Raw genomic sequence first — 19670 nt, forward strand, 5'->3', positions numbered from 1 at the left:
ACAAAACATCTGGAAAAGCGTTGGGGCTGTCCGGAAGCAGTGATTAAATGCCGAGGGACAGGCCCTTTTTTTGCAGGGAGTCTTCAAGCAGAATCATGGAGGATCTTCTTGTAGGGAGCACACCTCCATAACTGGATTTCTGGATTAAATTGGTTCAATAGGTTATCCTGTTGCTGAGGAGGGTGATTAACCATGGAGCTTCATTTAGAAGGTAAAACAGCGCTTGTCACCGGTTCGACGGAAGGAATAGGCAGAGCGATCGCCGAGGCATTGTCAAGGGAAGGTGTATCTGTACTGATCAATGGACGCAACGCGGATAAGGTGTCCAAAGTTGTTCAAGAAATAAAGGAATTGTATCCTAATGCAAACCCGCAGCCCGCCGCTGCTGATCTGGGGACGGAAAGCGGCTGCCAGGATCTGATTAACCGGGGACATGACATTGATATCCTCGTCAACAACTTGGGAATTTTTAAGCCGGCGGAGTATTTCGAGATTCCGGACGAAGAATGGTTTAAGTTCTTTGAAGTGAATATTATGAGCGGAGTCCGGCTGACGCGGCACTTCCTTCAGCAAATGCTGCAAAAAGATGAAGGTAGAGTAATCTTTATCGCCAGCGAAGCCGCCATTATGCCTTCTCAGGAAATGGCTCATTATAGCGCGACCAAAACGATGCAGCTGTCTCTCTCCCGGAGCTTGGCCGAACTGACCACAGGCACCCGTGTTACTGTCAATACTGTTATGCCGGGCTCGACGCTTACCGAAGGAGTAGAGACGATGCTCAATTCTTTATATCCGAATGAGGGTCTTAGCATAGAGGAAGCGGAGGCCAAGTTTATGAAGGAAAATCGGCCGACCTCCATTATTCAACGTCTCATCAAGCCCGAAGAAATTGCCAATTTCGTCACCTTCCTGAGCAGTCCGCTGTCCTCGGCAATCAACGGTGCGGCATTGCGAATTGACGGAGGATTGGTGAGAAGCGTTTTTTAATCAACTCGTAGAAAGGATTAAGACAAAGTGGAATTTGTACAGGCATCCGATACCGGGCTTTAAGCCTCCCGAATTGGTCTGGGCACATGGGCCATCGGCGGCTGGATGTGGGGCGGAAGCGATGATGCGGAGTCGATTCGTACGATTCACGCCGCATTGGATCGCGGAATTAATGTAATCGATACGGCGCCCGTGTACGAAGCCGGAGCAATTGGCTCCGGTGGATGAAGTGATGGGCTGGTCGCTGGATCAGAATGCTTTGAAAGAAATCGATCGTATCATTGAAGAAACAGTGAAGGAGCCGGTCGGCCCGGAATTTATGGCGCCTCCCAGCCGGTCGAAGTAAGGATTTCGGACACGTTGAACTGCGAATATTGGACACGGCAGCATCGATTTGGATGCTGCCGTGTTTTTTGATATGGAGAGGATTCCCGATTTGGTAATAACAAAATGCAGAAGCGGGAGATACGCTTGATTAATTCAATAAGTTCTTGTTTAATCAAGCTTTGATAAGGCTAAATGTGATTATGCATAACGTTACCGACTGTTTTTTATGCGCGTGAACAAAAACGGGGATTTTAGATTGATTATTAAAATGAAATGATATTAAAATACACATCATCAGTCATATTAGATGACATGTTATAAATTGAACATAATAAATATAATAGTAATGAAATGAGGTGGAGCGGTCATGTCAGAAAATAATAAGAAACCGTTGAATGAACTCGAGCTTCCCCGCGATTGCACATTCTCGCCCGAGGATTGGCGTGTGCTGTCCCAATATTGGTACCCGGTTGCCATTGCGGATGAGGTGCAGGATAAACCGGTAGCCGTGAAGCTTTTGGATGTAAAGCTAGTATGTTACCGCAGCAATGGGAAGGTGGTTATCGCCCGTGACCTCTGCTTTCATCGGGGGGCGCCTTTAAGCATGGGCTGGGTTGAGAATGGGGAAATTGTATGTCCGTATCACGGCTTTCGATATAACTGCGAAGGCAAATGCACAGCCGTTCCGGCACACCCAAGCGCCAAAATCTCGCCAAAATTGAAACTAATCGTCTATCCCGCGGTTGAACGCTACGGTTTGATATGGACCTGCTTGTCGTCTGCACCGGAGCAAATCCCGTCCTTCCCGGGATGGGACGATCCCGATTACCTGAATATCCTTCCTCCGAGCTTTGATATTGCAGGTTCCGCAGGGCGCCAGATGGAAGGGTTTCTGGATGTGTCGCATTTTGCCTATGTGCACACCGAAACCTTCGGTGACCGCAATAACACGGAAGTTCCTCAATACAAGGTGAAGCGTGAGGGAAACGAACTGGTGGCCGAATATTGGAGTACGGTCAGCAATTACGGAAAAGGTCAGGATAACCCCGCCCCGGAGGGCTTTCAGTGGCTTCGTGAGTTCCGTGTGTTCCCGCCGTTTGCCGCTTCCCTTACGGTATATTTTCCGAACGAGGGAAGATTACGGATTTTGAACTGCGCATCGCCGGTATCTGCCCGCTACACCCGATTGTTCTGCCCGATCGCAAGAAACTTTGACAAGAATGCTCCGGTTGAGGACGCAATCAAGTTCAACCTCCAGGTCTTCCAGGAAGACCGGGCGATGGTGGAGGCGCAGACACCCGAGGATCTGCCGCTTGATTTGCAAGCCGAAGCTCACATTCCTGCAGACCGCACTTCGATTGCTTACCGGCAGCTCCTAAGCGAACTTGGACTCGGCAGACCTTACACTTCATAAGCTTTTCCTGATAATGAATTTAATCAAACGAATACGGACGCTTGGCGACAGAGGCGAAAGTCTCGGCTAGGCGTACGTTTTTTTGTATTTTTATCTGAATTCCGATCTTGAGGAGGGTTAATTAAGGAACTTCATTTAGAAGGCAAAACAGCGCTTGTAACCGGCTCGACGGAAGGGATCGGCAGGGCTATCGCCGAGGCATTGCCAAAGGAAGGCGTATCCGTACCGATAAACGGCCGAAGCGAAGACAAGGTATCCATTGAAGACCATGTTGGATACCCTTTATCCTCGGCAATTAATGGTGCGGCTCTGCGGATTGACGGCGGATTAGTGCGGAGTGTTTTTTAATTCTCTCCCAGCCAATGAGCAGATATAGTTACACGTAGTTTCATGTTAAGTAAAGTTACTTAGATGTGTTAAATCCGAAGAACAAAGTATGTTTTTTTCTATCTTTTCTTAAATAATATAAATTAAGTCACATCCCTACAGGAAATCTCGCTTTTATAATATGACTTATCATTTATAAATAGAGGAGTGGGATTAATGAGTAAATACGTATTGGTCAAAAAGGATTCTTGTATCGCTTGCGGAAGCTGCGGCTCCGCGGCTCCGGAAATTTTCGATTTCGACGATGACGGTCTGGCGGAAGTGATTTTCGAGGGCGATAACAATAAGGGAGTTACGCTCATCTCGAGCGACCTGCTGGAAGAACTCTCTGATGCCGTTGACAGCTGTCCGACGAGCTGTATCAAGACGGCTGCCGCTCCGTTCGCATAAGCTGCTTGTTGGCACCGATCTTTACACCAAATCCTTCTTGGGTTGTTTGTTCCGCTTGGAGCGGACAACCCGAGAGGGATTTTTTCGTACGCGGCGGCATATTTACTTTTCGGTCCGCATTTTGTGTTTGTCCCCAGTTCATTAACCCTCATGATTCAAGCCTCTATTTACTCATCTGCCAATCTGCCAATTCCGCTGCGGAATGAAAGCCTTTTATTTTTACCATGCAAACGATTTATGTCAGCAATATGTGATTATATTTGACATTAAAGCTGACAATCTTTCTAATATGATCATAATTCGCTTGGGAGCGATTGACCTTGTTCTTTTTCTGGAAGTATGATTGTAAAAAATTAAGAATTATACGCAGATAAGTCATTAATAATGACGGACAATGTCAGTAAAATTCTTGTGAGGGGGGAGATACGATCGTGTCAGAATCGGCTTTGTCGAAGCATCCTTGCTACAATGAAGAAGCGCATCACCATTTCGCGCGCATGCATGTAGCGGTAGCGCCCAAGTGCAATATCCGCTGCAACTACTGCAATCCTAAATTCGACTGTGTCAATGAGAGCCGTCCCGGCGTTGTGAGCGAGGTGCTTTCACCGGAAGAAGCGGGTGAACGTGTTGCTCAAACGATGGCGCAGCTGCCCAATCTGTCGGTAGTAGGGATTGCGGGTCCCGGAGACCCGCTGGCGAATGCCGAGGAAACCTTCCGTGCCTTTCGCATAATTGCGTCGCTTGATCCCGATATCCATCTGTGCTTGAGCACAAACGGACTTATGCTGCCGGATCATGTGGAGCAGATCAAAGAACTGGGTATCCGGCATGTGACGGTCACGATGAACGCGATTGATCCGGACATCGGTGCCCTCATCTATGAAAAAGTCGCATACAACGGGCAGTTATTCCGCAGCCGGGAAGCTGCCGCGCTGTTGATTGAAAGACAGCTTCGGGGGATTGGGATGCTGGCAAAAGCGGGCGTGCTGTGCAAGGTGAATTCTGTGCATATTCCCGAAGTCAACGGAGAGCATTTGAGGGAAGTGACCCTTAAAGTCAAAGAGCTCGGAGCTTTCAGCCATAATATTATGCCGCTGATCCTCTCGCCTGGCAGCTTCTATGAGAAAATGGGCTTTCGCGCACCGACTAATGAAGAGTCAATCGAGGTGCAGCAAGCGTCAGCGCAAATTATGAAAGTTATGCGCCACTGTCGGCAGTGCCGGGCCGATGCGGTCGGCATGCTCGGCGGAGACATGAGCCAGACGCCTGAACTACTGCCGGACGCCCTGTATTTTGACAAGGCGGCGCGGGACGCGCATCAGGAACGGATATTGTCCAAAATGAAGGGACTCGATGCCGAACCGCAGGGAGATTGGAGCCAGTCGGTCCGGGTGGCTGTCGCCACCAGAGGCTCCGGCGAAGTTAACCAGCACTTCGGCCATGCCAAGGAGTTTCTTGTTTACGAGGTAAACAGTTCGGGGGAATCCAGGTTGATCGGTGTCCGCAAGGTGCAGGCCTACTGCAACGGAATGGCCGAATGCGGCGACGACGGCAGCGGAGCTGCCCGGATATTCTCCGAGACAGTGCAAATGCTTAAAGATTGCACACTGCTGCTTTGCTCGGGCATCGGTAAGGCTCCGTCCAACAAACTGCGGTACGTCGGCATTATGCCGATAGTCTGCAAAGGGGATATCGACAAGCAACTGGAACAAAATGTCCGCTATATGAGTTATTTTGCCAGCAGCTGCAATTAACAAAATAGAGAATCGATTGCGTATGCGGGTACAATTGTACCCGTTTTTTGTACAAATATAAGCCTGAATATGCAGCGTGCTTCCGAGTTAGGGGTATCCGCAGAAGCGGCGTCCGTCCAGGAAAGGAGGATGTTTCATGCCGAAAGGAAAGAACAATCTGTTTGTGGAACCCGATTGCGAGCATAACGGCCAGAATAAGAAGGGCTGTGCGCGGCCCAAGCCCGGCGAAGTGTCGCGCGGCTGTCCCTTTGCCGGTTCACTGGCCGCGCTTATGCCAATTGCCGATGCGGCGCATCTTGTGCATGGGACAGCAGGCTGTCTCGAAAGCGGGTGGGGGAAGTCGGAGAGCCGGACCGATTTCGGCAATCTGTCCGGATACGGCTTTTCAACCCAATTAAACGATCAGGATATGGCGATGGGCGGCGAGAGCAAATTGCTTCATTCCATTGGTTATATCGCCGAGAGCTATCGGCCTCCGGCCATATTCGTGTACGCCACATGCATAACGGTGCTGTCGATGGAGGATCTGGACTCCATTTGCGAAGAGGCGGAAGAAATCTGGGGGATACCGGTCATTCCGGTTCACAGTCCGGGTTTCAGTGGCAGCAGCAGCAATATGGGCAGGCGGTTGGCAGGCGAGGCGCTCATGGACAGAGTTATCGGAAAAGGGACCTTGAAGCAGGATAAGGCCGCGGAGTTCGATATCAATCTGATCGGTGAGTACAACGGCGCGGAGGAAGGGAGGATTATCGAAACGCTGCTTTCCAAGGCTGGTATCCGGGTGCTGGCCAAAATAACGGGAGAAAGCGGTTATGGCGAAGTGAGCTGCGCCCATTTGGCAAAGGTCAACATGGTGGTCTGCAGCCGTTCGATGATTACATTGGCCCGGAAAATGAAGGATAAGTACGATATCCCCTATTTTGAAGGTTCCTTTTACGGCGAACGGGAAATCCGGTTTACAATGCGGCAGATCGCGTTTCACTTTGGCGATGCCGAACTCGACAAGCGCCTGCACCGCTATATGCGCAAAGAAGAAGAACGTCTGCGTTCGGAGCTCGCTTCCATACGTAAAGCGTTGAAGGGGAAAGTGGCCGTCCTGTATACGGATGGGATGGAAAGCTGGACTTATCTGACGATGCTTCAGGAGCTCGGATTCAAAGTTGCCGCAATCGGAACGAACCGAAACGCTCAGGAGGATATGTCCCGGATCAGAGAAAGAGTGAATGAGGGTGCCGTTATTATCAATGACTGCGACGACGGACAAATCCTGCAAACCTTCCGCGAACGGAAGGCCGATCTGATGATTGTCAGCGGGCGAAACGAATTTGTGCCTCTCAAGGAGAAAATCCCTTTTCTCAGCGTGGCCAGAAATCGGCATGTTTCCTATGCCGGATATGCGGGAGTGCGTAATTTTGCGCATGATTTGCTGGGAACACTGGAGCAGCCGGTGTGGAAAATCAGCGGCAAGAGCGCCCCTTGGGAGGGATGAAGTCATGAACCGGCATAGAGAGAACATAAACAAGCCGTTGTCCGTCAATCCGTTTCGGGTCAGCCAGGCTGTCGGAGGCGTGCTGGCTTTGCAGGGCTTTTTCCGTTCACTGCCCATTATTTATGGCGCGCACGGCTGTGTGGAAGCGGTTAGTGGACTGCTGTCTCAGCATTATCGGGAACCGGTCGCACTGCAGAACGTCACGGTGCATGATTCGAATTTGATTTTTGGCGGAAGCGAAAGCGCCCAGGATGCGCTGGAGCTCGCGATGTCCCGCTATATGCCTGATTTGATCGTGCTGATCGGCACTTCGCTTACGGAGATGGTAGGCGAGGATTTGGAGAATGACGTGAAGCTGTTTATTGAAAAAAGTGGCGGTACATCCGGTGGGAGCTTGATCTTGTCGCTGCAAATGCCGGATTACGAAGGATCGCTGGAAACGGGTTATGCCCGTATGACGGAACGGGTAGTGGAGGCGGTGATCGCACGTTCCGGAGGGACGGCCCGCAAAAAACGCCGCAATCGTATCAATCTGCTCGCCGGACCGCATTTGACACCCGGAGATGTCATGGAGCTTAAGGAAATCATCTCTTCTTTCGGACTGGAGATCATCACCCTTCCGGATTTGTCCTCGTCGCTTTGCGGTCATCTGCTTATCGGCAACACCAAGCTGTCAAGAGGCGGAGTGCCGCTGGATTATTTGGACAAGATGATGACGTCGAGCTGCACAATCGCGGTGGGGGGTTCCATGGAAGCGGCGGCCCGCCGGATCGAACAGGCGTCCGGCATTCCCTGCCGCGTGTTCCCAAGTCTCACTGGACTTCAGGCCTCGGATGATTTCTTTGACTTTCTGCGCAAGCAGAGCCGGACCGAAGTGCAGGTCAAATACCGCTGGCAGCGCCAGATTCTGCTTGACGGCATGCTTGATGCGCAGGCTGCCTACCGGGGAAAACGGATAATTGCCGCGCTGGAGCCGGACCATCTGCTGGGGTTGTCCGAATGGTTGGGCGAAATAGGCGTGAAGTCCTTTCGCGCCGTGGCCCCGTCCGCTTCACCCGTGCTGGAGTCAATCAAAGGCGGAGCGCTGATCGGGGATCTGGAGGACATGGACCGGCTGGCCGAAGATGGCGCGGATCTGTGGATTGGCAGCTCTTACGGCGAACAGGGGGCCTTGCGCAAAGGCATTGCGTTCGAGCCGATGGGCTTTCCCGTATTGGGCAGGCTGGGAACTTCTCTGACCGTCAGTGTCGGTTACCGGGGAACGACGGAAATACTGGGCCGGATCGGCAATGCGCTGTTGGGCGCGGAGAGGGGAGTGCGTAAATGAAGGTCGCATTCGCTTCGAAGGACGGGAAGCGCATTGATGCGCATTTTGGGCAATGCAGTTCTTTTTCTATATTTGAATTGAAAGAGGAAAAATACAGATGGCTGGAATCGCGTACGGTTCACGCGGATAGCGATACGGACGAGCATGATATTCGGGTAGCCCGCAGAGTGGAATCGATCGGGGACTGCACGCTGCTGTTCGTAAGCAGTATCGGGAACGACGCCGTGAAACAGCTGATGAAGGACGGCATCATGATATTGAAAGTGGAACCAGAATCGGAGGTAATCCCCCAGATGGACGGGCTTCTGAACCTGCTGAGGGAACGTCCTCCGCTGTGGCTGGTCAAAGCTGCTCGCCGGGCGGGCGAGTGGTCCGATTAGTATCTTTGCATTGCGACTGACAACAAAGAAAGCCTTGGCTTGTGAACTGCAGTCCGGCCGGACATGCGGATTCACGCCGGGGCTTTTCTTTTTTTTTCGGGGGAGCAGGCAGTGAGTGCCCGCATAGACCCATTAAACCCAATGAATAAACCGGTGTGAAAGCGTTCTGAAAATAGAGAAAAGCGTGCATAATCACATTCGTGTGATATTACCTTACATATATTTTGAATATCCTGTTTTTAGCGAAACGAATTGTGCCGAAAGGATTGATGGTTTGTCGATTCTCAAGCTAATATTGACTTAAGGCGCACGACAAATAACAATAAGCGTCAGTAAAATTAACGCAATGATAGGATGTTTGTGGAAGAGATTTGCAAGCCGTAAGCTTATCTGCACCCAGGCAGAGCATACGGATAGAAACGGCAAGGCTGTTGGATAGGATGGGGTTCTTGATTAAAAAAATGAGATCCGAAAAACGAGAGGAGAAATTTTGAAATGACAAGAAAAATCGCTATCTACGGTAAAGGCGGAATCGGTAAATCCACAACTCAACAAAACACTGCAGCAGCAATGGCTTACTATCATGACAAAAAAATCTTCATCCATGGCTGTGACCCGAAAGCCGACTCCACACGGATGATTCTCGGCGGTATGAACCAAAAGACGCTGATGGATATGCTTCGCGATGACGGCGCGGAAAACATCACGACTGAGAAAGTTGTAAAATCCGGCTACCTGGATATCCAATGTGTTGAGTCCGGCGGTCCGGAACCTGGTGTAGGCTGCGCAGGCCGCGGCGTTATCACCGCCATCGACCTGATGGAAGCAAACGGAGCTTACACAGACGACCTCGACTTCGTATTCTTCGATGTACTCGGTGACGTTGTATGCGGCGGATTCGCAATGCCGATCCGCGACGGTAAAGCTCAAGAGGTGTACATCGTAGCATCCGGTGAAATGATGGCCATCTACGCAGCAAACAATATCTGTAAAGGACTTGTGAAATACGCTAAACAGAGCGGGGTTCGCCTCGGCGGAATCATCTGTAACAGCCGTAACGTTGACAAAGAAAGAGAATTCCTGGAAGAGTTCACTGCCGCTATCGGAACTCAAATGATCCACTTTATGCCTCGTAACAACATCGTGCAAAAAGCCGAATTCAACAAAAAAACCGTGGTTGAATTCGATGCGGAACATGAACAAGCCCATGAATACGGCGAACTGGCACGCAAAATCATTGAAAATGAAATGTTCGTTATTCCTAAGCCGCTGAGCATGGATGAACTGGAAGCTATGGTTTCCAAGTACGGTATTGTCGACTAAAAAAGGAGGGACGAACCTATGCCACATCATCGTTTTGAATGCAGTGAGTGCATCCCCGAGAGAGAAAAGCATGCCGTTGTCAAAGGCCCGGGCGAAGATTTGACCGACGCTCTTCCTCTTGGATATCTTAACACGATTCCAGGAACGATTTCCGAACGCGGCTGCGCCTACTGCGGAGCCAAGCACGTAATCGGAACTCCGATGAAGGACGTTATCCACATCAGCCATGGACCGGTTGGCTGTACCTACGACACCTGGCAAACAAAACGTTATATCAGCGACAATGACAACTTTCAGCTGAAGAACACGTTTGCGACAGATGTTAAGGAAAAGCACATCGTATTCGGCGCCGAAAAGCTGCTGAAACAAAATATCATTGAAGCGTTCAAAGCATTCCCGGACATCAAGCGTATGACCATCTATCAAACTTGCGCCACCGCCTTGATCGGCGATGATATTGGCGCCGTTGCGGATGAAGTTATGGAAGAAATGCCCGATGTGGATATCTTCGTATGTAACTCCCCCGGCTTTGCGGGACCTAGCCAATCTGGCGGTCACCACAAAATCAACATCGCTTGGGTCAAGAATAAGGTTGGTACGGTTGAACCGGAAATCACAAGCGACTATGTAATCAACTATGTCGGTGAGTACAACATCCAGGGCGACCAGGAAGTGATGCAGGACTATTTCAAGAGAATGGGCATTCAAGTTCTGTCCACTTTCACCGGCAATGGCTCCTATGACGATCTGAGAGCGATGCATAAGGCTCATCTGAACGTTCTGGAATGCGCGCGTTCCGCCGAATATATCTGTAATGAACTGCGCGTGAAATATAACATTCCGCGTCTGGACATCGACGGTTTCGGCTTTGAGCCGCTGTCCTCTTCCCTGCGCAAGATCGGGATTTTCTTCGGCATCGAAGACCGCGCCCAAGCGATCATCGATGAAGAAACCGCCAGATGGAAGCCTGAACTGGATTGGTATAAAGAACGTCTGAAAGGCAAGAAAGTCTGCCTGTGGCCGGGCGGCTCCAAGCTGTGGCACTGGGCCAACGTTATCCATGAAGAAATGGGCGTAGAAGTTGTATCCCTGTATACGAAATTCGGCCATCAAGGCGACATGGAGAAAGGTATTGCCCGTTGTGAAGAAGGTGCGCTGGCCATTGACGATCCGAACGAATTGGAAGGTCTGGAAGCCATGGAGAAACTGAAACCGGACGTTATCTTCACCGGTAAGCGTCCTGGAGAAGTTGCCAAGAAAGTACGCGTACCTTATCTGAACGCGCATGCGTACCACAATGGACCTTACAAAGGCTATGAAGGATGGGTTCGTTTCGCACGCGATATCTACAATGCGATTTACTCGCCGATCCATCAGCTGTCGGGTATTGACATCAGCAAGGACGAAATTGCGACGGATAAAGGCTTCAGCACGCAAAGACTGGTATCTGATGCAAACCTGCCCGAAGAAGTCAAGAATTCGGAAACACTCAGACAATACACCGGCGGATTTGACTCCGTGTCCAAGCTGCGGAACAAGACGTATCCATACCTGGAGCAACGGGCTGCCAGCGTAGAAGCTTAAGGGGGAGGAATTGTAAGTGGAAGAGAACGTGCTGAAAGAACGGGTCGCTCAGCTGGAAGACCATATTTTGAAAAAATGCCTCTGGCAGTTTCACTCCCGTGCCTGGGACCGGGAAAGACAGAATGAGAACATTCTGGGCAAAACAACGCAAATCCTGTGCGGCGAGCCGGTTGCGAAGGAAACTGCCGAAGACAGATGCTACTATGCCGACGCTGTTTGTCTGGCGGATGCTTATAAGGAGCGGTTTGATTGGATCAACACACTGAACGTAGCTGAAATCAAAGAGGTTATGGCCGCATTGAAAGAACGTATTGACTATGTGACCATTACGGGGTCGCTGAACGAAGAGTTGACCGTTAAACAATACTAACCCGAGAGGAGCAATACGGATGTCTTGTGATTTGAAACCCAAAGATCGCGCCGGTGTGATCAATCCGATTTTCACATGCCAACCAGCCGGCGCGCAATTTGCCAGCATCGGCATTAAAGACTGTATCGGAATCGTTCATGGAGGACAAGGCTGCGTAATGTTCGTCCGCCTGTGGTTCTCCCAGCATTTCAAGGATAACTTCCTCATGGCTTCCTCTTCCGTCCATGAAGACGGCGCGGTATTCGGCGCACTCGACCGTGTGGAAACGGCGGTTGACGTACTGCTGATGCGTTACCCGGATGTAAAGGTTGTCCCAATTATCACCACATGCTCGACGGAAGTTATCGGCGATGACGTTGACGGTGTAATCAGAAAGCTTAATGAGGGACTGATTAAGGAGAAATATGCCGACCGCGAAGTGCATCTGGTCGCTATTCATACTCCAAGCTTTGTGGGAAGCCATGTAACGGGCTACGATGTGGCGTTGGATGCCTTCGTTCAATATTTTGCCAAAAAAGGCGAGCCGAACGGCAAGTTGAACCTGATCACTGGCTGGGTTAACCCGGGCGATGTAACGGTGCTGAAAGGTCTGCTGTCCGCTATGGACATCGACGCAACGGTTTTGTTCGAAATCGAAGAATTCGATTCCCCGCTCATGCCGGATAAGAGCGGCGAGTCCCACGGCACCACTACGATTGAGGACCTGCAAGGCACGGCAAACGCAATCGGCACCATCGCGCTTAACCGGTATGAAGGCGGAAAAGCAGCTAAATATCTTGAAAATGAATTCGATATCAAGGCAATCGTCGGACCGACTCCGATTGGTATCCGGAACACCGATACGTTCCTGCAGAACCTGAAGAACATGACGGGCAAACCGATTCCGCAATCGCTCGTGAAAGAACGCGGTGTCGCGATCGACGCCATCACCGACGTCACGCACATGTTCCTGGCTGATAAGAGAGTTGCCATTTACGGACACCCGGATCTTGTTATCGGACTTGCCGAATATTGTCTAGACCTCGAAATGAAGCCTGTGCTTCTGCTGCTGGGCGACGATCACGGGGGCTATAAAACCGATCCCCGGATCAAAGCTCTTCAGGAGAATGTAGAGTTTGATATGGAAATCATTATGAACGCTGACCTGATGGATCTGGAAAGCCGCCTGCAGAACGGACTGGAACTGGATCTCATTCTGGGACATTCTAAAGGCCGTTTCATCTCCATCGATTACAAAGTGCCGATGGTTCGTGTAGGGTTCCCGACTTATGACCGCGCGGGTCTATACCGCCATCCGGTTGTCGGCTACAAAGGCGCCATCTGGCTTGCCGAAGAAATGGCGAACACGCTGTTCACCGATATGGAATACAAGAAGAACAAAGAATGGCTGCTGAATGTTTGGTAGGATAATGTAGTAAACCGATAATCTGCTCTGATCTGTATCTATGAATCTGCCGGACCCGAGGCTTACGAGGGTTCGGCAGTATTTCAATATAAGGGGGAAATCCGGCATGTCTTTGACGGTTAACGAGTATGATTTGGAGACATTTGAAGAGAAGTACCGGGACGCTCTTGCCTATCATCGGCGTGCGGAACAGTTTCAGCGTGAGAACCAGCGGCACAGTCTCGTATTCAACGTTGCCTGCGTTGCGCTGGAGAGCTACCTGGTAGCCATGTGTTATCTATACGACTCTCCGCCCTTGAATCATAATTATATTTGTCTCATGAATGCTGTGGAGACTGCAGTGGATTTTCCAAAGGAGCTGAACAAGGAGATCCGGTCGCTGGATTTCATTTTCGGCATTTGTTCGCTTGACGATTATTTTCACGGTACTCCCGAACCGGCGGATGCGGACCGGGTTCTGTCCATGTGCGTCTCGGTGCGCAATCTGTTCGATCAAGAAAAAATTGCGGAGGTCCGCGCGGCTTTTGGCGAAAGTGCGGCCGGTAAGGCCGATTAACGCTTAGGCGCGGGTTGACTGCCGCCCCATATATAAAGTATTTGCATGGGAATAAAAGGAGGGAGATCGTGCGGCTTCATTATTTGCAGCATATTGAGCTTGAACACCCGGGCAGTATTCTTGAATGGGCAACTGCGAATGGTCATACGGTCACACACACCAAGTTCTTTAACGGTGAACCGCTTCCGGCTCTGGAGAACTTCGACTGGCTGGTGATCATGGGCGGTCCTATGAACATTTATGAGGAAGAAAGCTATCCCTGGCTGGCGCAAGAGAAGGATTTGATCCGCGGAGCGATTGCCGAAGGCAAAACTGTACTGGGCCTTTGTCTGGGCGCTCAGCTCATTGCCGACGTGATTGGCGGTAAAGTAACGAAGAACGGTCAGCCGGAAATCGGCTGGATTCCGATCTGGTGGAGCGATAAGGCGCAAAGCGATCCGCTGTTCTCGTTCTTCCCCCAAAATTCGGTGGTGTTCGAGTGGCACTACGATACGTTCAGCGTGCTGCCGCCGGAGGCGGAGGTCCTAGCGGAGAGCGAAGCATGCAGCCATCAGGCTTTTGTATACAAACAGCGCGTGTTCGGATTTCAGTTTCATCTGGAGAATACGCCGCAGCTTCTGCAGGGCTATATTGAGGAGAGCGGGAATGAAATGATCCCTGCCGCGTATGTGCAATCGCCGGAAGAGGTACTGAGCCATCCGGAATATCTAGCGCAGAACAACGCCTGGATGGCGGAATTTCTCACAAGACTGGCGCAAACAGAGCTTGCCGCAAAAGAAAGGAAGTATATAACCGGATGATGGAACATGTGAGCTACAAGGCAAGAGACTGCCGCGACCAAGATAAAATCGAACAATTTCTGTCCGAATCCCGGGTGGGAATCGTCGGCATCGGAGGCGATGAGTACCCATACGCCGTTCCCGTCAATTATGTCTGGCATGAGGGAGCTGTCTATTTTCATGGCATGGGTTCTGGCAAAAAGCTGCGTCTTCTCGCAGATAACCCGTCCGTCAGCTTCACTGTTTACCGGGAGAACGGCACCATCTCTGACCCCGTCCCTTGTAAGGCGGATACTTCCTACATGAGCGTGATGGTATTCGGGAAGGCGGAAAAAGTGACGGATGTACGCGAGGCGACCGGAGTCCTGCAGAAGGTCCTAGACAAATTTACTCCCGGATTCTATAAGCAGGGCATTTCCGAGAAAATGGTGGAGAGATACCGCTCGGCCATGGACGGCAACGCCTTAGCCGTCATCCGGATTACGCCCGTGCATATTACCGGCAAAGAAAACGATGCGGTTCCGGACTTTGCGGCGGGTCAGGGCCATCCCGGCGGCCACCCCGGTCATCCGGGCCATCCCGGCGGCCACCCCGGTCATCCGGGTCATCCCGGCGGTCACCCCGGGCATCCGCCCGGAATGGGCGCATAATGATTGAACTCATCGATTATACCGTTGACGAAGCGTTCCGCCGGTCTGTGGATCTCGAAGAAATCGGCAGGATGGCGGCGATATTGCAGCGCTACGGCCTTACAGTTTTGGATGTGTATATCAGACATATCCATTCTTACCGGAGAGTGATTGCGGATACAGACCTTACGGACCGGATTCGTGTCCGGGTTAGGCCCACAGCCGATGATTTGTCCCTGGCCCGTTCGATGGGTTTTACCAAGGTGGCGATTCTTTGGTCTAATACGCTTGACCGGATGTCTTTGTTCAAGCTGGAGGCGGCTCTTAGGACCGCGAAGGAGTTCGCGCACGAAATATATTTATATGTAGAAGACCTGACGCTTACCCACTCCGCCCGCTTTGACGCCTATTGGCCACTCGTGGAGCGATACGGGATCAAACGGCTCATTTATTGCGACAGCAAAAGCAGGCTAGACCCCTTGATTGCCCGAAGCACTCTGACCGAGCTTATGAAGCGGGCTACTTGCCCTCTGGAGTTCTGCGGCGCCAATGTGCTCGGTCTGGCGACAGCCAACAGCCTCGCGGCGCTGAAAGCGGGTGTGGAGCATATCGGCATCTCGGTAGCGGGAGTCGGTTCCAAAGGCAAAGCGGCGATGGAGGAAGTGTTGATGGCCGTCAAGGTGCTGTGGAAGCAGACTGAAGGACCTTCCACTGATACGTTGGCTGACGATTGTGAAGCCGTTCTATCCGCCATGAACATCCCGGTGGCGGTGAACAAGGCGGTAATCGGCCAGAATGTCTTCGCGCATGAATCCGGTATTCACGTGGACGGGATATCCAAAAATCCCGAACTTTATGAAGTCATCCGGCCGGAGGAAATGGGTCTTGCCCGCAAGCTCTTTATCGGCAAGCATTCGGGAACCTCGTCGCTAAAACGCAAGTTCGGGGAGTGGGACATGGGGCTTGCTTCGGACGAAGCGGTGCTGCTTCTGGAACAGGTAAGAGAGCTGGCGGAATACCGGAAGCGGCCGATAAATGATATCGAGCTAATGGAACTATATAAGCGGCAGAGTGATTTTCAGTAGGGCTATCCGCGTACTGCCCGGGCCGGTCGGAAGACCGGACCCATGCATACATCATTATTTGGAACAAGGAGGGGAGCAAGCAGGATGCAATCGGGCGTTCAATTTGAGCTGGTGGATACCACGCTCCGGGATGGTGAACAGACGGCGGGCGTCGTATTTTCGTCGGAGGAGAAGGTGAATATCGCAAAAGCGCTGGACCGAACCGGAATCCGCTGGATTGAAGCCGGCATTCCGGCTATGGGAGAACGGGAGCGGGAAACGCTGCGGCAGCTGCTGAGCCTGTCCCTTGACTCCGCGCTCATTGCGTGGAACCGTGCGGACTTGAATGATATCAAAGCCTCGGTCTCCTGCGGCTTCTCCTATATTCATATGTCGCTGCCGGTTTCCGATCTGCATATCGTGCACAAACTGCGGAAAAGCAGGGAATGGGTGCTGGAACGGCTGCGTCAGGCGCTGGAATATACCAAAAGCTTGGGCTGCACCGCCTTTGTCGGAGCAGAAGACGCTTCCCGAGCGGACCCCGAATTTCTGCTGCGCTATGCGGATACGGCGGCAAGATGCGGGGCGGAGCGTCTGCGCTATGCCGACACGGTCGGCTGTCTGGACCCTTTTGAAACGTTCCGCCGGATTCGGCATTTGACGGAGCGCTGCGCGCTGCCAGTTGAATTTCACGGTCATAACGATTTCGGTTTAGCAACTGCGAACACACTGTCAGCCTTTCATGGCGGAGCGGCGCTGGCCAGTGTGACGATTTCAGGGATCGGCGAAAGGGCAGGCAATGCTTCTCTTGAGGAAGTTGCATCTTCCATGGCCTATCTATATAAGCTTGGGACGGGATTCAGGGTGGATTCCCTGTCTGAATTGACTCATCTTGTTTCTGCAGCCAGCGGCAGGCCGGGAAACCACTACCGTTCGGTATTCACCGCCATTAACGGTTAGCTGGCTCAGTCCGAAATTGAAATATTTAAATTGCCGGAGCAATTGAGGCTAGTGCACTGAACTGCACAAAGCACAGCGGCAACTTAAGGAGCAAACATAAAGTCCTGGACTGCCGCTGCTTTTTTTAAACTATCGTTCTTAGTTTACTGTATTTCACTCCGCAGTAATTGCAAATATTTTGTGGTCTTCCCACGTACCGTTAATTTTTAAATATGTTTTAGCCAAACCCTCGTGCCTAAACCCTACCTTTTCTAGCACTCGGATCGATGGCAAGTTTCTTGGCATGACCCCAGCTTCAACACGATGCAAGCCGATCTCGTTAAATGCCTTCTTCAAACATAATGATACTGCCGCTGTTGCATAGCCTTTGCCGTTATGTATTTGATCAATGTAGTCCCTCAAGGGTAAAATGTGATTCATCCCTGATCGGCTCAAAAGGTTGATAAAAATCTCGGTTTCTTAGTTTCAAATCAAGAAGAGAGCCTGCATCCTTCAGCTCAAGATGTCATAAATAAATGTCATTGCTACTCAAATCAAATCAGACCTTATGTGCTCAACTATTCTGCCCGGACAAAATGCACTTTTCGGATGCTTATAGGGACCCTTCGGGTACACGAGCATTCCGGGAAGTGTTTTTTTATGAAGAAATTTGAACGCTTTCATTGACAACCTGTATATACAGGATTAGTATAGGGGTATGAAAAAAAACCTGTATATACAGGTTGTCGTGAAGATGCACAGATTGTCTGCAGCAATTTAAGAAAACGCTATAATCAAGTGTTATAGGAAATTATAAATTCAGCGGGAGGGATCAGGCCGTGAATGAAGTAAAAAAGCAGGAGTGGTGGCGGCGCTCTACGGTTTATCAGGTATACCCGAAAAGCTTCAAAGATACGACAGGCAGCGGACAGGGTGATATCCGGGGGCTGCTCGAAAAGCTGGATTATTTGCAGGATCTTGGCATCGACATTATTTGGCTGCAGCCGGTTTATGTCTCGCCGCAGAATGATAACGGTTACGACGTAGCCGATTATTGCGAAATCGATCCGCAGTTCGGCACGATGGAGGATTTCGACGAGCTCGCGGCTGAAGCCCGGCGCAGAGGCATGCGTCTGATGCTGGACATCGTTGTCAATCATTCTTCGACGGAGCATAGATGGTTTCAGGAGGCCAAGAAATCCAAGGACAATGCGTTTCGTGATTATTATATATGGAAAGATCCGAAGCCGGATGGCAGCGTTCCTAACAACTGGCAGTCCAAATTCGGCGGTTCCGCTTGGCAGTACGATGAAGGGACCGGACAGTATTTTCTTACGCTGTTCGACAAAACGCAGGCCGACCTGAACTGGGAAAATCCGAAGGTAAGGGAAGAAGTCTACCAGCTTATGAACTTCTGGGCGAACAAGGGAGTCAGCGGCTTCCGGATGGACGTTATCAACCTGATCTCCAAGGACCAGCACTTCCCGGAAGACGACGGCAGCGTTCCTCCAGGAGACGGAAGGAAATACTACACGGACGGACCGAGGGTTCACGAGTATCTTAAGGAAATGAACCGGAGAGTATTCGGGCCCGATACCGTAACGGTTGGCGAAATGTCTTCGACGACGATGGAGCACTGTATCCGGTATTCAAATCCGAAGGAACAGGAGTTCTCGATGACCTTCAATTTCCACCACCTTAAGGTCGATTATCCGGGCGGTCGAAAATGGGAGCTGATGCCTTATGATTTCGAGCAGCTGAAAGCGCTGCTTTCGCATTGGCAGATCGGCATGCAGCAGGGGGGGGGCTGGAATGCCCTGTTCCTGAACAACCACGATCAGCCGCGGGCATTGTCCCGATTCGCCGATGACGGCGAGTACCGGACGGAATGCGCCAAAATGCTGGCGACGACGCTGCACGGTCTTCAGGGAACGCCTTACGTGTTCCAAGGTGAAGAAATCGGCATGCCGAATCCGCACTGGAACGACATCGGAGAGCTGCGGGATATTGAATCCCGGAACATGTACGTCATTTTGCAGGAGCAGGGAAAGACCCCGGAAGAGGCGCTGGATATTATCCGTGAACGGTCCCGTGACAATTCACGCACGCCGATGCAATGGGACGACGGTCCGCAGGCCGGCTTTACAACCGGAACGCCGTGGATCAAGGTGGATGAACGTTACCGCGAGATTAACGTCAAGAACCAACTGAACGATCCGGATTCCGTATACAGCCATTATAAAAAGCTGATCGCGCTGCGCAAGGAAATCGACGTCCTGACCGACGGGCGGTATGAGCGTCTGGACGAAGGACATCCGCAGGTGTTCGCTTATGCGCGAATCAGTGAAGGAGAAACCGTGGCGGTCGTTTCCAATTTCAGCGACAGCGTCGCAGTCTTCGAATTCCCGGAAGCATTTGCGGCGAAGCTTTTGGAGGGCGGATCGTCAGAGCTGCTGACCAGCAATACAAATGAGGCTCCGGAGCTGAAAGCGCGGATTGAGCTAACCCCTTACGCCTCCTATATGTGGATTATCCGATAGATCTCATAATATTCCGATATGATATA

Annotated in this window: 19 protein-coding genes and 3 pseudogenes; 21 read left to right on the forward strand and 1 reads right to left on the reverse strand. The window is 51.2% G+C overall.

Going from position 1 to position 19670, the window contains the following annotated elements:
- Positions 1-192: 192 nt before the first annotated feature.
- The 20 genes and pseudogenes from PUR_RS11325 to PUR_RS11410 all read left to right on the forward strand — a co-directional run bounded on the left by PUR_RS11325 (position 193) and on the right by PUR_RS11410 (position 17125).
- Positions 193-987 carry an SDR family NAD(P)-dependent oxidoreductase gene (locus PUR_RS11325; RefSeq protein ID WP_179035328.1) on the forward strand — a complete coding sequence of 265 codons (795 nt, stop codon included), beginning with the start codon at positions 193-195 and terminating at the stop codon, positions 985-987.
- Positions 988-1059: 72 nt separating this feature from the next.
- Positions 1060-1194 (forward strand): annotated as a pseudogene (locus tag PUR_RS11330) (aldo/keto reductase); the annotation flags it as partial.
- Positions 1195-1207: 13 nt separating this feature from the next.
- Positions 1208-1333: a hypothetical protein gene (locus PUR_RS26295; RefSeq protein ID WP_269474718.1), complete on the forward strand. Its 126-nt coding sequence runs from the start codon at positions 1208-1210 to the stop codon at positions 1331-1333.
- A gap of 348 nt (positions 1334-1681) precedes the next feature.
- Positions 1682-2728 carry an aromatic ring-hydroxylating oxygenase subunit alpha gene (locus PUR_RS11335; protein ID WP_179035329.1) on the forward strand — a complete coding sequence of 349 codons (1047 nt, stop codon included), beginning with the start codon at positions 1682-1684 and terminating at the stop codon, positions 2726-2728.
- Positions 2729-2848: 120 nt separating this feature from the next.
- Positions 2849-2986, forward strand: a pseudogene (locus tag PUR_RS26025) (SDR family NAD(P)-dependent oxidoreductase); the annotation flags it as partial.
- A gap of 18 nt (positions 2987-3004) precedes the next feature.
- Positions 3005-3076 (forward strand): annotated as a pseudogene (locus PUR_RS26545) (hypothetical protein); the annotation flags it as partial.
- Between the two features lie 195 nt (positions 3077-3271).
- A complete protein-coding gene (locus PUR_RS11345; RefSeq protein WP_124695938.1) occupies positions 3272-3505 on the forward strand; it encodes a ferredoxin in 234 nt (77 codons plus the stop codon).
- A 431-nt stretch (positions 3506-3936) separates the two neighbouring features.
- Positions 3937-5259: a nitrogenase cofactor biosynthesis protein NifB gene (gene nifB / locus PUR_RS11350; RefSeq protein WP_232101818.1), complete on the forward strand. Its 1323-nt coding sequence runs from the start codon at positions 3937-3939 to the stop codon at positions 5257-5259.
- A gap of 136 nt (positions 5260-5395) precedes the next feature.
- Positions 5396-6748, forward strand: coding sequence for a nitrogenase component 1 (locus tag PUR_RS11355; RefSeq protein WP_179035330.1), 1353 nt, complete (start codon positions 5396-5398; stop codon positions 6746-6748).
- A 4-nt stretch (positions 6749-6752) separates the two neighbouring features.
- Positions 6753-8075 (forward strand): nitrogenase component 1, encoded by a 1323-nt coding sequence (locus PUR_RS11360; protein WP_179035331.1) that lies wholly within the window; start codon positions 6753-6755, stop codon positions 8073-8075.
- The gene (locus tag PUR_RS11365; RefSeq protein WP_179035332.1) at positions 8072-8455 is read left to right on the forward strand and encodes a NifB/NifX family molybdenum-iron cluster-binding protein; all 384 of its coding nucleotides are present in this window, start codon (positions 8072-8074) and stop codon (positions 8453-8455) included. The genes PUR_RS11360 and PUR_RS11365 overlap by 4 nt, the downstream gene beginning before the upstream one ends.
- Before the next feature lie 495 nt (positions 8456-8950).
- Positions 8951-9778 carry a nitrogenase iron protein gene (nifH, locus tag PUR_RS11370; RefSeq protein WP_179035333.1) on the forward strand — a complete coding sequence of 276 codons (828 nt, stop codon included), beginning with the start codon at positions 8951-8953 and terminating at the stop codon, positions 9776-9778.
- 18 nt (positions 9779-9796) lie between these two features.
- Positions 9797-11362 carry a nitrogenase iron-iron protein, alpha chain gene (gene anfD, locus PUR_RS11375; protein ID WP_179035334.1) on the forward strand — a complete coding sequence of 522 codons (1566 nt, stop codon included), beginning with the start codon at positions 9797-9799 and terminating at the stop codon, positions 11360-11362.
- Positions 11363-11378: 16 nt separating this feature from the next.
- Entirely contained in the window at positions 11379-11732 is a 354-nt protein-coding gene (gene anfG, locus PUR_RS11380; protein ID WP_179035335.1) for a Fe-only nitrogenase subunit delta, read from the forward strand.
- 31 nt (positions 11733-11763) lie between these two features.
- Entirely contained in the window at positions 11764-13137 is a 1374-nt protein-coding gene (gene anfK / locus PUR_RS11385; RefSeq protein ID WP_232101819.1) for a Fe-only nitrogenase subunit beta, read from the forward strand.
- Between the two features lie 106 nt (positions 13138-13243).
- Positions 13244-13693, forward strand: a complete 450-nt coding sequence (locus PUR_RS11390; RefSeq protein ID WP_232101820.1) for a hypothetical protein — start codon at positions 13244-13246, stop codon at positions 13691-13693.
- A gap of 68 nt (positions 13694-13761) precedes the next feature.
- Entirely contained in the window at positions 13762-14493 is a 732-nt protein-coding gene (locus PUR_RS11395; protein WP_179035336.1) for a type 1 glutamine amidotransferase, read from the forward strand.
- Complete coding sequence (locus tag PUR_RS11400; protein WP_232101821.1) at positions 14490-15122, forward strand: pyridoxamine 5'-phosphate oxidase family protein; 633 nt, start codon at positions 14490-14492, stop codon at positions 15120-15122. The genes PUR_RS11395 and PUR_RS11400 overlap by 4 nt, the downstream gene beginning before the upstream one ends.
- Positions 15122-16186 carry a homocitrate synthase/isopropylmalate synthase family protein gene (locus PUR_RS11405; protein WP_179035337.1) on the forward strand — a complete coding sequence of 355 codons (1065 nt, stop codon included), beginning with the start codon at positions 15122-15124 and terminating at the stop codon, positions 16184-16186. Before PUR_RS11400 ends, PUR_RS11405 begins: the two co-directional genes overlap by 1 nt.
- Positions 16187-16270: 84 nt before the next feature.
- On the forward strand, positions 16271-17125 hold the full coding sequence (locus PUR_RS11410; RefSeq protein WP_179035338.1) for a beta/alpha barrel domain-containing protein: 855 nt from the start codon (positions 16271-16273) through the stop codon (positions 17123-17125).
- Positions 17126-17278: 153 nt separating this feature from the next.
- On the opposite strand, the gene PUR_RS11415 is transcribed toward PUR_RS11410, so the two are convergent.
- Positions 17279-17545 (reverse strand): GNAT family N-acetyltransferase, encoded by a 267-nt coding sequence (locus PUR_RS11415; RefSeq protein ID WP_332107944.1) that lies wholly within the window; start codon positions 17543-17545, stop codon positions 17279-17281.
- A gap of 398 nt (positions 17546-17943) precedes the next feature.
- Here PUR_RS11415 and treC point away from each other — a divergent pair, with 398 nt between their 5' ends.
- The gene (gene treC, locus PUR_RS11420) at positions 17944-19644 is read left to right on the forward strand and encodes an alpha,alpha-phosphotrehalase (RefSeq protein ID WP_232101822.1); all 1701 of its coding nucleotides are present in this window, start codon (positions 17944-17946) and stop codon (positions 19642-19644) included.
- Positions 19645-19670 lie beyond the last annotated feature (26 nt).

The organism is Paenibacillus sp. URB8-2 (genome assembly GCF_013393385.1).
Classification (GTDB): Bacteria; Bacillota; Bacilli; order Paenibacillales; family Paenibacillaceae; genus Paenibacillus_AQ.

Excerpts from the sequence above, each read along its gene's own strand:
- PUR_RS11325 (WP_179035328.1), top strand. The coding sequence starts at position 193 with ATGGAGCTTCATTTAGAAGGTAAAACAGCGCTTGTCACCGGTTCGACG.
- PUR_RS11335 (WP_179035329.1), top strand. The coding sequence starts at position 1,682 with ATGTCAGAAAATAATAAGAAACCGTTGAATGAACTCGAGCTTCCCCGC.
- PUR_RS11345 (WP_124695938.1), top strand. The coding sequence starts at position 3,272 with ATGAGTAAATACGTATTGGTCAAAAAGGATTCTTGTATCGCTTGCGGA.
- PUR_RS11355 (WP_179035330.1), top strand. The coding sequence starts at position 5,396 with ATGCCGAAAGGAAAGAACAATCTGTTTGTGGAACCCGATTGCGAGCAT.
- PUR_RS11360 (WP_179035331.1), top strand. The coding sequence starts at position 6,753 with ATGAACCGGCATAGAGAGAACATAAACAAGCCGTTGTCCGTCAATCCG.
- PUR_RS11365 (WP_179035332.1), top strand. The coding sequence starts at position 8,072 with ATGAAGGTCGCATTCGCTTCGAAGGACGGGAAGCGCATTGATGCGCAT.
- nifH (WP_179035333.1), top strand. The coding sequence starts at position 8,951 with ATGACAAGAAAAATCGCTATCTACGGTAAAGGCGGAATCGGTAAATCC.
- anfD (WP_179035334.1), top strand. The coding sequence starts at position 9,797 with ATGCCACATCATCGTTTTGAATGCAGTGAGTGCATCCCCGAGAGAGAA.
- PUR_RS11390 (WP_232101820.1), top strand. The coding sequence starts at position 13,244 with ATGTCTTTGACGGTTAACGAGTATGATTTGGAGACATTTGAAGAGAAG.
- PUR_RS11400 (WP_232101821.1), top strand. The coding sequence starts at position 14,490 with ATGATGGAACATGTGAGCTACAAGGCAAGAGACTGCCGCGACCAAGAT.
- PUR_RS11405 (WP_179035337.1), top strand. The coding sequence starts at position 15,122 with ATGATTGAACTCATCGATTATACCGTTGACGAAGCGTTCCGCCGGTCT.
- PUR_RS11410 (WP_179035338.1), top strand. The coding sequence starts at position 16,271 with ATGCAATCGGGCGTTCAATTTGAGCTGGTGGATACCACGCTCCGGGAT.
- PUR_RS11415 (WP_332107944.1), bottom strand. The coding sequence starts at position 17,545 with ATGAATCACATTTTACCCTTGAGGGACTACATTGATCAAATACATAAC.